This is a genomic window from Paenibacillus sp. HJGM_3, from assembly GCF_045062745.1.
GTDB lineage: Bacteria > Bacillota > Bacilli > Paenibacillales > NBRC-103111 > Paenibacillus_AA.
Genome location: NZ_JBJGED010000003.1, coordinates 66,014 through 78,756, shown reverse-complemented (window position 1 = coordinate 78,756; position 12,743 = coordinate 66,014). Strand labels below are relative to the sequence as shown.

Sequence of the window (12,743 nt, the reverse complement as noted above, 5' to 3'; positions counted from 1 at the left end):
CTAAATTTAAACAAAGGGTGTGAAAGTATGGTCGTCAAAAGAATGATCGTCAGTCTGCTCCTCGCATGTATGCTGGTCGCCACCGCCAGTGCCGCTACCGCAGCGGAATCCGCGTCCCCAGGGAACACCGCGCCCCTGACTTCGCCACCTCCTGTTGAGGTTCAACCGTTCAGCGTCTGGGATCCGAATCACGTGTACCTGGATACTGGGTGGAGTGTAGCCTCGGATAACGGAAATCACGTCTTCAAGGTCGATGTCACCACAGTTGCGAGCACTACCGTCAGCCAGATCGGGGCCAAGCTGTACATAGAGAAATGGACCGGCAGCACTTGGGCTCTGGTAGGCAGCGTGATCAATCTCCAAACCACCAATCGGGACGACTATGTGGGGTCGCACTCGCAAGTCGTGTTAGGCGGTTACTACTACCGAGCCCGTACGATCCATTGGATCCAGCAAGGGGCCGTATACGAGGAAGGGCAAATCGTCGGCGGGTCGGTCTACGTGAACTAAGCGCGAAGCACGACGTCGTCCCATACAGAAACAGGAGCCCTCATCGGGCTCCTGCTCATCTACACTCTTCTCCACCTCCTACTCACGCTCCAGCACAAGACTACCCATCCGTATCCCGCTTGATCCGATTCGCGAGCTCGATGATCTCCGCTTTCCCCAGATCTCCGGTCAGCGTGACGTGCGACGCCTGCAGCAGGAACTCCAGGCTGTACCGGCTCTCGCCGATCCGTACCAAGTACCCTTGGGTCTTGCCGGCCATCTCGACCGTCTCGATCTCTCCACCGTCGTTCGCTCCGGAGGACAGCACCGTACTAGTGTTGAGCTCGGTAATGTAAATGTTAAGGAATCGACCCTTCCCGGTGTCCGCTTCATAACGGAGCCGCGCTTGGTTAGCCTTCGTCTGATTCGATCCGTAGTACAGCACGACTTCCTTCAGCCGGTACGGCTCGCCTACCGGAAGCGCCGGGAAGGAGAACACCACTCTCGTCTTCGCCTCTTCCAATGAGACCGTCTCGCGCTTCAACTCTCCGATAGAGCCGGAGCTCGGGGCCTGCGCGCTATTCGGAGGCGGCTCGGTCTTGGCCGAGCGATTACGCTGATCGGCACCGAAAAAGAAGCCAACCATCCGGTCCCCCACCGACTGGAGCTGTTGCACGACCGGAGGGAACGCCCGAGAGACAAGCGGCTGGCCGAATAGGAATGAACCTAGCAAGAGTGAAGCCGCGATAACCCCAGCGAGCTGAAGCCGCTTCCGCATCCGTGCCCGCTTCCGCTGCCGCTCCATTACCGCACGAACCCGCTCCCAAGACGGTGTGCTGTCGGGGGTTGTCTCGAGCTGCCGGGCGGCCGTCTCGAATGCTTCGTCAAAAAGACGATCGAACTCTTCCTGCCTCATCGCCTACCCTCCTTCCCGTCATGGTCCCGCTCGCGGTCCGAATTCAGCTTCCTCCGGATCGCTTCCCGGGCCCTGTGCAGCTTTTGCTTGACGCCTTCTTCCGTGATGTCCAGCTCCTCGGCGATCTCTTTGTACGACATCTCCCGTTTCCAGCGCATCTCGATCAGCATTTTATATTCCGGCTTCATCTGATCCAGATAACCCGAGATCGTCGCAGCCAAATCCTTGGCCTCGACCTGCTTCTCCACCGAGTCTTCACTGGCGCTCGCCAAGTAGCTGTCAATATGCAATACACTTTCAATGTCGACTTGGTTATGGATTTTTTTGTGTTTTCTTAAGTAATTATAGCTCTCGTTCCGGGCCACCACCTTGATCCACGCCTTCAACCGGACTTCGTCCCCGCCATCCGGCCTGGACTTCAACGTCTTGAGGAACGTTTCCTGGATAATGTCCTCGGCGGCCGCATGATCCCGGGTTATGTAATAAATCCCTCCGTACAAGAAGGTGTAGAATTGTTTGTAGACTTCTTTTTGCAGCGACTCATTAAGACTGCCGAATGCGCCGGTGGCCAGCAGCATGATCAGGTTCTCCATCCGATTCCCCCGCTTGAAGTGTGACTGGTATATATTGTATCACATGGGAACCCGCCGGAAATGAGCCTTTCCTATATATTTCGGGGATGCCGGCAAGCAAACCAAAAAAGCACCAAGCCGCGGGCCGAATGGCCCTCGGTTCGGTGCTTGCATCGTCCTACTTAAGCGGGAACACGGCATTCCACGTCTCCGTCGCATCGCCGAACCCGGTCTTGCCGTTCGAGACGGCGGCGAACAGATGCGTCGGCCGGCCCTGCTCGTCGAACAGCAGGAACGGGCGCTCCATGCTGCCGAGCACCTGCTCGGTGCCGTCGTCCCAGCGGACGTGCCGCGAGTACGCCTTCGGCTCCTCCGCGAGCTCCCAGTGCAGCCCGTCGCGGGAGCGGACATGCACGCCGCCGTGCCGCTCGCCGCAGACGTTGCCGTCCATGTCCTTCGCGATCAGCTCGTAGCCGTCCTCCGACCGCCAGACGAACGGATCCTCGAGGTGGAACTTATCCGGCGGGAAGATCGGCTCCTCGCTCAGTACGCGGTACGGTCCTGCGTAGTGGTCGGCATAGGCCGCGCCGATCGTCATCCGGCCGTGCGTGTTGCCTTCGTACCGCCGGGCTTTGTAGATGAGCAGCACGGAGCCGTCCTCGTTCACGCATGGGGCCGGGTTCGACGTGAGGAAGCTGTCGAACTTGCCCGGCCGCGTAGACAGCACCGGCGCGTCGAGCCGGGTCCACGGCCCGAAGACACTCTTCGCCGTTGCTAGGCCGATGCGCTTGTTGGCCCGGCCCACGATGCAGCGCGGGTCGCTCAGCCCATAGCCGTCGCCCGGCTCCGGATCCGAGAGCGGATGAGTCGAGCCCATGTAGTACAGCAAGTACGTGTCCTTGTGCTTCACGATATGCGGGTTGTGCGTGCTGCGGCCGTCCCAGTATTCGGCCCCGCGCGCCGGGAGCACAACCTCCTGGAACGCATACGGCCCTTCCGGCCGGTCTGCGACCGCCCGGACGACCTCCGAGGCGACGATCCAGCCCGGATGCATCGGCAGTGACTTCGGCCACCGAGACGCGAACATGTGGTAGCGGCCGTCCTCGCCCTTCACGACCGAGCCGCACCAGACCCAGTAGCCTTCCATCCGGAAGCCTCCGTTCTTCGGTGCCGGCATCCAAGTCCCGAACATCAGCAGCCCTCCGCTTCGACGGCCTTCAGCCACGCCTCGGCGATCAGGGCATGTCCGGCCGGTGACGGGTGCACACCGTCCGGCGCCCAATACTTCGGCTCCGCCCGCATCGAGGCGGCTGCGAACAAGCCGTCGAGCGGCACGAGCAGCGCGCCATATTCCCGGGCGAGCTCCCGTACGACCTGGATCTTCGGGTCCAGATCCTCGCGCCACGTCTTCCGGTCCTCCGGGTGCGGCACGACGAACGGCTCGATCAGCACGAGCTTCGCGTCGAGCGACTCCTTCGTGCGGTTCAGAATGTCGCGGTATCCGCTCTCGAATTTCTCCGCCGACGTCTCATCCTGCCGGTCATACCGGCGCCATGTGTCGTTAATGCCGATATAGATGGACACCCAAGTCGGTTTCAGGTCGAGACAGTCCGCCTGCCAGCGCTCCTGCAGATTGATAACCCGGTTCCCGCTAATGCCGCGGTTCAGGAATTGCACTTGCTTTTCCGGATACTTCGCTCCGAATAGAGCCGCTGTCAGATAGGCGTAACCCCGGCCCAAGTCGCTCCCGACTTCCCGATTCCGTCCGGCGTCCGTGATGCTATCCCCTTGAAATAATACGACATCTCCCTGCTTAAGCCGCGTTCCCATCCTTGTTCGTTCCTCCTCTTCGTCTCCTGATCCCCATTTGAAGCTCATCCCTGATTGTATAAGATCTCCCTTATCGTACCATATGTGCATTCGTTACGGATGCATGGAATTTGCTCACTTTTGCGTACCGGCGCTTAAGGCGGACTTCCCTCTTTATCTCGCGAAACCCCCGATACGGTTTTTTCGTAATAACGGATGGATGGCTGACAGCCACCTTAATGAACTTATCAGGAGGTACAACATGTCGTTCTTTAACCGGATGTTGGCGAGTATCGGCATTGGTAATGCAAAGGTAGACACGAGGCTGGAGAAAAGCGAGTTCATCCCAGGTGAGGACGTGAACGGGGTGGTGCACATTCAGGGCGGTGCGGTCGAGCAGGAGATTGGCAGCATCTACATTATGATCATGACTCAATATATCAGGGAACGCGATGATCGAAAATATACCCATAACTATGAGCTGGCGCGTATTCGGATCTCGAATCAGCTGAAGCTTAGCCCGAATGAAAACCTGGAGATTCCATTCACGTTTACGCTTCCGCTGGACACACCCGTCACGATCGGCCGCGTTCCCGTGTGGCTGCGCACCGGACTCGACGTCGAGATGGCCGTGGATCCGAGCGACGAAGATTCGATCCGGGTTCACCCCCACCCGGATGTCGCAGTCGTACTGGAGGCGGCGAGTCAGCTCGGCTGCCGGCTGAAGAGCGCCCGGTGCGAGCATGCCCGTTATCATCAGGGCGACCTTCCGTTCATGCAGGAATTCGAATTCCATCCCGGGCGGTACGCGAGCCGGATGGCGGAGCTGGAGCTCGTGTTCTACATCCGGCCGGACGGCCTGGACATCCTGGTGGAGGTCGACCGCCGGGCGCGCGGCTTGACAGGCTTGTTCGAGCAAGCGTTCGACATGGATGAGCACAAGATGATGCTGAGGCTGAGCCGAGCCCATCTGAACGGCGGACCGGCCGCCATAGCGGATCTGTTAGCAGACACGATCGAGCGGCATATTTAATCGCACAACGGCACGGGCTTACATCTGCCGGTGTGGCCCGTGCTAGCACGTTGTAAAGCTAAGTTTACAAATAAGCAGGGGATCTTCACTAATATCGCGCCATTTTAGCCGGTTCCGCCAGTTTGTAAGGCAATCTTCCGTTAATAGTACAGCGCACTGTACTATTAACGGAAGTTTGGTTTACTATATAACCCCATTCGGCCCAAACAGGTCAAACCTTGTAAGGGGACTAGTCTTATTTGTAAGTTTTGTCTTACAAGCTGGACGGCAAGAAGGCGAACCAGAAGCTAGCCTCCCTCCTGTTCGGCGCAACTCACCGGCTCGCGGCCTCGAGCGCGCGGTACTGCTGCGGAGAGACCCCGGTGTATTTCTTGAACAGCCGGGTGAAGTTCGACAGCTCCGCATACCCCATCGTATCCGCGATCTCGCGGATGCTCATGTCCGTCTGCCGGAGCAGAGACTTGACCCGCTCCACCACGATTTTCTTGTGAAGGGCGATCGGCGATTCCCCGTAGAGCTCTTTGAACCGGTTGCTGATATAGGTTGCATTCAAATGAAGCTTGGCCGAGAGCTGCCCCAGCGACACCGGCTTCTCCGGATGCTGGATCATCTCGATGAGCACCCCTACCAGCGCGGGGGACCACTTCCGCTCGATCGCAGCAGTATGGTGGCGCAGCCCATTCTCCAGCAGGATGTACAGGAGCTCCAGCGCCTTCGCCTTCTGCACGATCGGGGCGATCAGCCCGTTCCCCGCCGACGCCGAAGCCATCAGCTCTCCGAACACCGCCTCGAACTTGTCCGTGTCCTCGAGCGGATACAAGTAAGGCAGCTGAAGGAATTTCAGCACATCCACAACTTGCTCCAGCATGTATGTGAAATGCCACCAGAGGAACTCCGTCTCCTCGCTCGTGTCCTTGTATTGATCGTGCTCCACGCCAGGCGGAATCAGAATGACCGACCCGGGTGGAATGACCCTCACCTCGTCCCCGACCCGCAGCTTGGCCGTCCCTTCTTTCACATAAGTCATCATGTAAAAAGATGTGAGCGTCCGATTACGGATATTAATCTTCGTGACCCTGTGAATATCGAACTTGAACAGCTTCAGCTCGGCCGTGGCGAACAGCTCTCTCGCTTGCTCATGCATGCAGGTTTCACTCCCGGTACGTGCGCTTCCTCCTAATTATACACCAGCCTGCTCCAGCAAGTCCCAGTCCAAAATAACGCCGAGCGCCGACGACCGGTCCCGCAGCAGCCCCTCGTACACCCGTACGGCGTCCGCCGGGGAATAGCGGTGCGTGATCAGGCTCTTCACATCCATGCGGCCGCTCACCAAGTAATCGAAAAAGAGCGATTCCATCCGCGAACCGTCCCAGCCTTGGAACCCGCGGACCAAGTTGGCATGGGTCCCCAGCACGCTGATCGAATTGGCCACCACCTTGGGACCCAGCACCTGCTGCGACGGCACCGTCGAATCGCCGAGCAGGACGACCCTCCCCAGCCGGCCCGCAAGACGCGTCGCCAATGCAAGCACCGCAGGGTGGCCCGTAATATCGAAAACGACGTCGAGCATACGGCCTTCCGTGATCTGGTTCACTCCCTCCCGCGCGCTGCCCGCATCCATCGCCAGTCCGTGCGTGGCGCCGAACTGCCGGGCGAGCTTCAGCCGGGCCTCAGCCGGGTCGATCGCCACGACATGCCGGCAGCCGGACAGGCGCAAATACTGTACAACGAGCTGGCCCAAGAGGCCCAGCCCGATCACGCCTACGCTCTCGCCCAGCTCCAATCCCGCTCGGCGGACGCCGAGCTGGGTCGTATTCGCAAGCGAGAACCAGGCCGCCTCCTCGTCCGAGATCTCGGCTGGGATGAGCTTCAGGTTCGAGGCCGCGGTCACGAAATACTGCCGATGACTCTCCCCGACGTACACCCGGTCGCCCGGCTTCCAGCCGGTTACGTTCTCGCCGGTCTTGACGATCTCGGCGGCCATGCTGTACCCCGGCAGGAAGGGGTAGCGCACCCAATCCGCCCACAACGTATCCGCGTCGAACACCCCGCGCAAGCAGAGCGTTTCCGTGCCGGTGCTGATCAAAGATTTCCGGGCCCGGCAAAGTACCTCATCCGGACCGATCGGTCCTACAGGCTCCTCCCTCACGGCCACTTGCTCCCGCTCCGTGAATACGATCGTTAACGACTTTAAAGATTCCATAAGGCTCCGCCTCCTCTTTCTCGTCTTGCCCAACTTCAGTGTAGAGGATCGGTTGCGGCCTCAGAAGGTCGGTTTTACGGCTAGATTTATCCTTTTTACAGGTCTGTCTTCTGTTGAGCAGACTTTTGGCTAAACCCTCGTGCCCCTACGATCGACACGACAATCATCAATTCCGGCAACTCCCGTTTCGTTAGGATTGAATAGGCACCAAAAGCTGTACTACATCCGAGCTCTCGTTATATCGCTCCATCGTTGGTCCGATCGGTTCTATTCCATATTTCTTGAAGAGATGAATGTAAGAAAAACAAGCCCACTCATCGTCGGCAGAGCTTTCAATTACAGCGAATAGGCAGGGCTGCATGACTTCCAACGAACCATATTTAAGATGGTTAAAGGCAGCTTTGTCTTCAAGCGTTGGTTTTATTTCAAACCCGATCTCTCCCCTCAACTCCCCTGCGCTCGACCGACCGTCCAGCCTAACGTAGGTACATGGGGTACAAACCAGCCCCATCTCTTTTATCCGGTTTTTATGTATTGGAAAGGTGTCGTGAAAGGGCTGCTTTTGCCTTACAACGCAATGACGAAACCATAAAAATGTTTTGGGTTCTTCCCAACGCATTAGATAAGTTCTGCTTGTAGTCGGAGTAAACTCAGTAAGATACCGGTTTGCGATCTGAAGCGAGATGAGTTTCGTTTGGGTTTCTTTTCGCCACGTCTCTATGTAAGCTGATTTATCTTCGGAGGATGCCTTTAAATATCCTCGAGAGGCACGTCGGCTTGTCTAAGCGAGTGAATTTGGAGTGCCGTCCCAATCTGATCCTCGGAGTACAGGCGATAGCCGTTGCTCATCCGGGTCGGGGACAATAGGCCTTTGCGGTCGTAAAACCTAAGGGCGCTTGGACTCAGTCCGGTTCGGTAGGAGAAAGCATTGATTTTCATCATAGCTCCTATTAGTACGCACACGTGCTGACATTGGTTCGATTCCCGTCCGGATCCACAATGTGATAGACCGCCCACCCATCGGGATTTCCCAAAATGGTCGAAACCTCGACATTGTTCCGCTGAAGCTGCTCGTGCACCCGAAGGAAGTCCGGTTTACCCAGCCAAAAATACAACCTCGACGAGGAGTTCCCGCGGGAAACCTGGTCCTTCGGGATTTGCTTCAACCAGATCATATCGATCCAAGAATCTTGGAATGTTCGTTTGCCTTGCAATAATCGACAGCCCTCTGGGGTGGAGCGTTCTGATAGCTTCATGCCCAATAGCTCGGTGTACCATTGGACGGATGCCCCTAAATCCGATACCCCGACTTCGAGAGGGATAGCAGCCGTACGGACCAGGCGCGCTCTAGAGCTTGTTTGCAGCTCGGGACTGTTCACGGCAAGGAGCTTGGCACCACCGAAGGCGGTAATTTCGATCGTTTCCCGGCCTTCTGGGTCATTTCCTAACTCAGTGAACGGTATCCCTTGCTCGCGAAAATAAAGGAGTGTGTTTTCATAATCGGCAATGGCAAAACGAAGCCTGGCGTTTCCCTCTAGATCTGTGATAGGGTTCCTTGTTAAATGATCATGCTTAGCTCCAATCGCCTTAAGCACGATAAACCCAAAAAACGCCTTCTCCCCGTGACTGCTCGGTATTCTTTGCTGAAGTTCCCAACCCATATGTTCGGAGTACCACTGAACGGCGGCTTCAAAATCATGCATTGGAACAAGGAGGAGATTAAAGTCCCACTCAAACACGGGCCCGCTTCTAGGCATCGATTCCCACCTCATCTTGGTTTCTACACCACGATTATAAGCCTTAAACTTGGTTGAAGGTCAATCGTTTCCGCCCAATATACATGAGATGCTCGGCCATACTCAGCAAATCCTCCCGTTCGCACACTTGCTCGGCCAAGTCCAGCCAGGCGGAGACCACCTCCGGCGCTTGGCGCAGCAGTTCCGGCTCGCGCATGTACAAGAAGCTCTCGCAGTTGACCAGATGCAGGCTATCCAGATCAAAGGGTTGGAAAAACGGAAGCACATCACCCGGGCGGATGAAGAAATTTTCCGTAAATGCATGTCCGGCAAAGTTGGCATCCTTGACTATCGTATGGAGCTGGGAGCCCCTCTCGTCGTCCAAGATCAAGCTTGGATTCTGGATCAGATAATCCCACACGAAGGAATAAGAAGAAACAAAGGCCACGAATAAAGTTCCCTCCGGTTTTAGAACCCTCATACATTCATGAATCGCGGCAACCCGGTCTTGCTCTTCCTTCAGATGATACATCGGGCCCATGCACAGGACATGATCGTATTGTTCATCCTCCAGTGCGGATAAATCGCGACAATCGGCACGCAGGCCGTTCAACGACAGTCCAAGCTCCTCTGCTTTATTCATCGCAAACGCTACATTGTTCTCGGAAAGATCCGCCAAGGTCACTTGGCAGCCAAGTTGTGCCAGGTAGAGCGAGTACTTGCCCGGTCCCCCGCCGAGGTCCAGCACCTTGTCCTGCGGGTTGACATAGCGGCGAATATAACGTTTGCTAAGCTCGAATTCGACTTGATGGCGATCGAGCCGCTTCCACTCCACATTCACCGTTTCATCATAAAATTTCCTTACGATTTCCATACTGTCCATGTGATCCCTCCCGATTAACTGAAAATAAAAAAATCCCACCCCTAAGACTATAGTCTCAGGGACGAGATTGGAACTCCTCGTGGTACCACCCAGGTTCGCCGACAGGTCCCCCTATCGGCCTCTTCAAGTACGGCATCCCTCGCGAATGCTTATACCCTAGCTCTGTAACAGGAGCTCCTGTCCCATCACCCCCCGGCTACCAGGTTCCGATGTGCAGCTCAGAGGCTTTTTTCCATACAGGACGCTTTACTCCTTTTCAGCTGCCGGAGCTCTCTGTGAAAGTGTCCTCTATTTACTGCCCTCTTCATCGCTTTATGCATATTGGCCCTATGTTACCAGGTGATTAGGGTGCTGTAAAGAAGATTATACGGTATTAACCCCCAAGCGGCGGAAGCTGGAATCGCTTGACCCGCAATCCCTCCCGGACCGTCCAATCGGCATGTCCCAGTGCACGATACTCCTCCAGGATGGCCCGAAAAAAACGGCTGATCAAAATCGAATCTCCCAGCGCATCGTGACGCGGAACATCTCGGTCGTCGATCTGATAAGTCCGAAGCAAGTAGTTGGTGGAAATGATATCGGTGATCTCGGGATGGATCGAAGCGTAGAGCGCTTTGGTATCTATGACAGGCTGCGGCTTCCAGGGGATTCCATACCGACCGCAATGCCGCTCCAGCATGTGGACGTCGTATTCGTAGCCGGCTTGAGTAACTAACACCGCACCGGCACTAAACTCTAGAAAGCGTGCGTACACCTCGGGAAAATCGGGGGCGCTTTCTAATTCGGCGTTCTTGATACCCGTTAGCCTTTCAATAGCCTCAGGGATTCGAACCGGGGAGCGAACCAACGAAGAGAATCGCCGGACGACCTCCCCGTCCTGCAGCAGCACCGCTCCGATCTGCGTGATGTGATCCGTCTCATAATCGATTCCGGTACCTTCCAGATCGAATACACAAAACGTCCGGCTATGCAGGTCGCCCACATGAATGTCACTTACTTCGTACTCGGCATCGGAAACAAATGTGATTTGGATACGAATCGGCTCCTGTCCTATGTGCTTGGCTGAGCCGCATCCAATTCGTCATCGGCCAGCTGGCCTTCCCTCACATACTGAATGAGCGAGGCGGCCTCCTTCTTCACCTTCCGGGCTTCCAGCTCGGACTCCCACCAGTTATGGGCTTGCCCAACTTGACGGCAGTCCGGGCAAGGCACGAACTGAATCCATGGCGGCATATACGTATGCAGCGTCAACAAGCATCGCCGCATGTGCCAGGGAGCGCTCACGACGAGCAGCCGGCGCAGCTTATACAATCCGCAATGACGGTCCAGGACGAGCAAGGACGCCAGTACGTTTTCCTTGGTATGGTTCGATTCCGTCTCGATGAGGATCGCATGCTCGGGAACGCCCAATCCCACGGCCATGTTCCTCATAACGACGGCCTCCGGTTGAGGGTGAAGCCCCCATCGCGTCCCGCCCGAGAACAGGATGTGCGAAGCCTTGCCGGCCGAGAACAACTCGACGGCACGCTTCACGCGCTCCGCCGTAATCCGACCCCCGCTCCCGAAGACGAAGATACAATCGCCGTGCATCTCTTCCTCCGACGCGGTTACGAATAAGAGCCGCGTCAGCTCGTCTCGGCTCAATTGATCGGCTACAAGCTCGGATATCAACATGGATTCATCCGCTCCCCATGCGAAACATACTGTTACTTCCAGTATGACACGGGAGCGAGCAAAAGTGAATTTAGGCCAAAAAATCAGGCTCTAGCCGAGCTTTAGCGAGTCGACTGCGGAGGATCGGCCCTTTGCATGAAGGACGAAGGCGGCGTCCCGAAATGCTGCTTGAACTGCTTGCTGAACAGGAATACGGATGCATACCCCAGCGCATCGGACACCTGCGATACGTTCATTGTCGTCTCCGACAACAGATGCTTCGCCCGCTGCAGCCGGACCTTGGTGACGTATTCCTTCAGGGACGTTCCGGTGTACAGCTTGAAAATTTTGCTCATGTACGCCGGTGTCAGGCCGACCAGCTCCGCCAATTCCTCGTGCGGAATACGGCGACCGCCTTCTTCCTGCACGCGGCGCATGACGCGTGAGACCGCCTGCCGCTGCTTGCGCGACAGGGCCGAGGCCGCCTCCGGACGATCCTGGGCCCGGTACAGCTGGATCAGGACCGACTTCATCGTGCAGTCGAACTCCTGCTCCGTCCAGGCATCGTCGCGATACCGGGTTTCGAGCGCCTGATGCAGCAGCCCCTCCAACTCCGCCAGGTCCTCCATGTAGACGACCCGGTCCTTAAGGAGTTCCGGGCTCAGGACCGTCCGGTCGGGACCAAACGAGAGAACCTGGAAGTGGATGAAGATCACCGTCAGCCGATCATCCAGATCTTGGGAGGCGACCGGCTGATCACCGGGGTGGAGCAGGAAGCAGGCTCCCTTCCTCAGCGGATGCTTCACTCCGTTCAGCTGCATCTCCCCGCTGCCGGACAGCACGCACCAGAGGTCATAATCGCACAGCGGCCCCGGTCTCCAATTCCAGCCGATCTCGCACCGGACTTTGCCGCAATTCATGCCATTCGCCATAACGAAATTCATCATTGGAGACACCCCCGTCAGCAACGAACCTAGCTCATGCCTCCATTATACCTGTCCCCGCGGTAAGAGGAAGCAGAGAATTGGCTTAATCCGCCCTTTCCGGCTCCACTTCAACGGTTACGACCGTTTTCCAAGTTTCCAGAGGGTGCTCGAGCATGGCCGGAGTCAAATAGCGTAAATCTGAGGATATACATTGCGATGATCATGCGTGATCAAGTTTCCCATTGCAGCTCACCTACTCTCATCTTGGCGATATATGTAATCTGTCCCGTGTGATACGGCAAGTGATTCATCATCTGCATCATGACGTCCAGCACTGTGGATTCGTTATTCAGCGAGCTGAATGTAAGCGGCGCCATGTCCAAGTACGGCTGTGAGAGCAATCGTTCCGGACTGGACTTCAGCTCCTCCAGCACGTCAAGCAGAAGATCGAACGACCTGCAAATCAACCGGATCGCTTCGGATTTGCTCATGACGAGTCCGACCTCGAATTCCTTCTCCCTCC

General features: G+C 56.7%; 15 protein-coding genes and 1 pseudogene. 2 read left to right on the top strand and 14 right to left on the bottom strand.

The genetic code is table 11. The annotated features are described in order from the left end of the window. Positions 1–27 precede the first annotated feature (27 nt). Positions 28–510 (top strand): hypothetical protein, encoded by a 483-nt coding sequence (locus ACI5FR_RS04525; protein WP_405450881.1) that lies wholly within the window; start codon positions 28–30, stop codon positions 508–510. Positions 511–610: 100 nt separating this feature from the next. On the opposite strand, the gene ACI5FR_RS04520 is transcribed toward ACI5FR_RS04525, so the two are convergent. The 4 genes from ACI5FR_RS04520 to ACI5FR_RS04505 all read right to left on the bottom strand — a co-directional run bounded on the left by ACI5FR_RS04520 (position 611) and on the right by ACI5FR_RS04505 (position 3,807). Then, positions 611–1,405, bottom strand: coding sequence for a hypothetical protein (locus ACI5FR_RS04520; RefSeq protein WP_405450878.1), 795 nt, complete (start codon positions 1,403–1,405; stop codon positions 611–613). After that, entirely contained in the window at positions 1,402–1,998 is a 597-nt protein-coding gene (locus ACI5FR_RS04515) for an RNA polymerase sigma factor (protein ID WP_405450875.1), read from the bottom strand. The genes ACI5FR_RS04520 and ACI5FR_RS04515 overlap by 4 nt, the downstream gene beginning before the upstream one ends. A gap of 157 nt (positions 1,999–2,155) precedes the next feature. Then, positions 2,156–3,169, bottom strand: a complete 1,014-nt coding sequence (locus ACI5FR_RS04510) for a glycoside hydrolase family protein (RefSeq protein ID WP_405450872.1) — start codon at positions 3,167–3,169, stop codon at positions 2,156–2,158. Then, positions 3,169–3,807: an SGNH/GDSL hydrolase family protein gene (locus ACI5FR_RS04505; protein WP_405450869.1), complete on the bottom strand. Its 639-nt coding sequence runs from the start codon at positions 3,805–3,807 to the stop codon at positions 3,169–3,171. The genes ACI5FR_RS04510 and ACI5FR_RS04505 overlap by 1 nt, the downstream gene beginning before the upstream one ends. 241 nt (positions 3,808–4,048) lie before the next feature. Between ACI5FR_RS04505 and ACI5FR_RS04500 the strand changes: the two genes are divergently transcribed. After that, entirely contained in the window at positions 4,049–4,819 is a 771-nt protein-coding gene (locus ACI5FR_RS04500) for a sporulation protein (RefSeq protein WP_405450866.1), read from the top strand. A 313-nt stretch (positions 4,820–5,132) separates the two neighbouring features. Here the strand turns inward: ACI5FR_RS04500 and ACI5FR_RS04495 are convergent, their stop codons facing one another. The 10 genes and pseudogenes from ACI5FR_RS04495 to ACI5FR_RS04450 form a co-directional block, all read right to left on the bottom strand. Then, positions 5,133–5,963 carry a helix-turn-helix domain-containing protein gene (locus ACI5FR_RS04495; protein WP_405450863.1) on the bottom strand — a complete coding sequence of 277 codons (831 nt, stop codon included), beginning with the start codon at positions 5,961–5,963 and terminating at the stop codon, positions 5,133–5,135. 36 nt (positions 5,964–5,999) lie between these two features. Continuing rightward, entirely contained in the window at positions 6,000–7,022 is a 1,023-nt protein-coding gene (locus ACI5FR_RS04490; RefSeq protein ID WP_405450860.1) for a zinc-dependent alcohol dehydrogenase, read from the bottom strand. 190 nt (positions 7,023–7,212) lie between these two features. Continuing rightward, on the bottom strand, positions 7,213–7,641 hold the full coding sequence (locus ACI5FR_RS04485; protein ID WP_405450859.1) for a hypothetical protein: 429 nt from the start codon (positions 7,639–7,641) through the stop codon (positions 7,213–7,215). 131 nt (positions 7,642–7,772) lie between these two features. Beyond that, entirely contained in the window at positions 7,773–7,961 is a 189-nt protein-coding gene (locus tag ACI5FR_RS04480) for a MerR family transcriptional regulator (protein WP_405450857.1), read from the bottom strand. A gap of 11 nt (positions 7,962–7,972) precedes the next feature. Continuing rightward, on the bottom strand, positions 7,973–8,779 hold the full coding sequence (locus ACI5FR_RS04475; RefSeq protein WP_405450854.1) for a VOC family protein: 807 nt from the start codon (positions 8,777–8,779) through the stop codon (positions 7,973–7,975). 43 nt (positions 8,780–8,822) lie between these two features. Continuing rightward, entirely contained in the window at positions 8,823–9,641 is an 819-nt protein-coding gene (locus ACI5FR_RS04470; protein ID WP_405450851.1) for a class I SAM-dependent methyltransferase, read from the bottom strand. 373 nt (positions 9,642–10,014) lie between these two features. Next, the gene (locus tag ACI5FR_RS04465) at positions 10,015–10,623 is read right to left on the bottom strand and encodes a 3'-5' exonuclease (RefSeq protein WP_405450848.1); all 609 of its coding nucleotides are present in this window, start codon (positions 10,621–10,623) and stop codon (positions 10,015–10,017) included. 68 nt (positions 10,624–10,691) lie between these two features. Then, a complete protein-coding gene (locus ACI5FR_RS04460) occupies positions 10,692–11,315 on the bottom strand; it encodes a YdcF family protein (protein ID WP_405450845.1) in 624 nt (207 codons plus the stop codon). A gap of 101 nt (positions 11,316–11,416) precedes the next feature. Continuing rightward, on the bottom strand, positions 11,417–12,241 hold the full coding sequence (locus ACI5FR_RS04455; RefSeq protein WP_405450843.1) for an AraC family transcriptional regulator: 825 nt from the start codon (positions 12,239–12,241) through the stop codon (positions 11,417–11,419). Between the two features lie 209 nt (positions 12,242–12,450). Then, a pseudogene (locus tag ACI5FR_RS04450) lies at positions 12,451–12,741 on the bottom strand (hypothetical protein); the annotation flags it as partial. Positions 12,742–12,743: the final 2 nt, after the last annotated feature.

Excerpts from the sequence above, each read along its gene's own strand:
- ACI5FR_RS04525 (WP_405450881.1), top strand. The coding sequence starts at position 28 with ATGGTCGTCAAAAGAATGATCGTCAGTCTGCTCCTCGCATGTATGCTG.
- ACI5FR_RS04470 (WP_405450851.1), bottom strand. The coding sequence starts at position 9,641 with ATGGACAGTATGGAAATCGTAAGGAAATTTTATGATGAAACGGTGAAT.
- ACI5FR_RS04495 (WP_405450863.1), bottom strand. The coding sequence starts at position 5,963 with ATGCATGAGCAAGCGAGAGAGCTGTTCGCCACGGCCGAGCTGAAGCTG.
- ACI5FR_RS04475 (WP_405450854.1), bottom strand. The coding sequence starts at position 8,779 with ATGCCTAGAAGCGGGCCCGTGTTTGAGTGGGACTTTAATCTCCTCCTT.
- ACI5FR_RS04485 (WP_405450859.1), bottom strand. The coding sequence starts at position 7,641 with ATGCGTTGGGAAGAACCCAAAACATTTTTATGGTTTCGTCATTGCGTT.
- ACI5FR_RS04510 (WP_405450872.1), bottom strand. The coding sequence starts at position 3,169 with ATGTTCGGGACTTGGATGCCGGCACCGAAGAACGGAGGCTTCCGGATG.
- ACI5FR_RS04460 (WP_405450845.1), bottom strand. The coding sequence starts at position 11,315 with ATGTTGATATCCGAGCTTGTAGCCGATCAATTGAGCCGAGACGAGCTG.
- ACI5FR_RS04515 (WP_405450875.1), bottom strand. The coding sequence starts at position 1,998 with ATGGAGAACCTGATCATGCTGCTGGCCACCGGCGCATTCGGCAGTCTT.
- ACI5FR_RS04490 (WP_405450860.1), bottom strand. The coding sequence starts at position 7,022 with ATGGAATCTTTAAAGTCGTTAACGATCGTATTCACGGAGCGGGAGCAA.
- ACI5FR_RS04480 (WP_405450857.1), bottom strand. The coding sequence starts at position 7,961 with ATGAAAATCAATGCTTTCTCCTACCGAACCGGACTGAGTCCAAGCGCC.
- ACI5FR_RS04455 (WP_405450843.1), bottom strand. The coding sequence starts at position 12,241 with ATGATGAATTTCGTTATGGCGAATGGCATGAATTGCGGCAAAGTCCGG.
- ACI5FR_RS04500 (WP_405450866.1), top strand. The coding sequence starts at position 4,049 with ATGTCGTTCTTTAACCGGATGTTGGCGAGTATCGGCATTGGTAATGCA.
- ACI5FR_RS04505 (WP_405450869.1), bottom strand. The coding sequence starts at position 3,807 with ATGGGAACGCGGCTTAAGCAGGGAGATGTCGTATTATTTCAAGGGGAT.
- ACI5FR_RS04520 (WP_405450878.1), bottom strand. The coding sequence starts at position 1,405 with ATGAGGCAGGAAGAGTTCGATCGTCTTTTTGACGAAGCATTCGAGACG.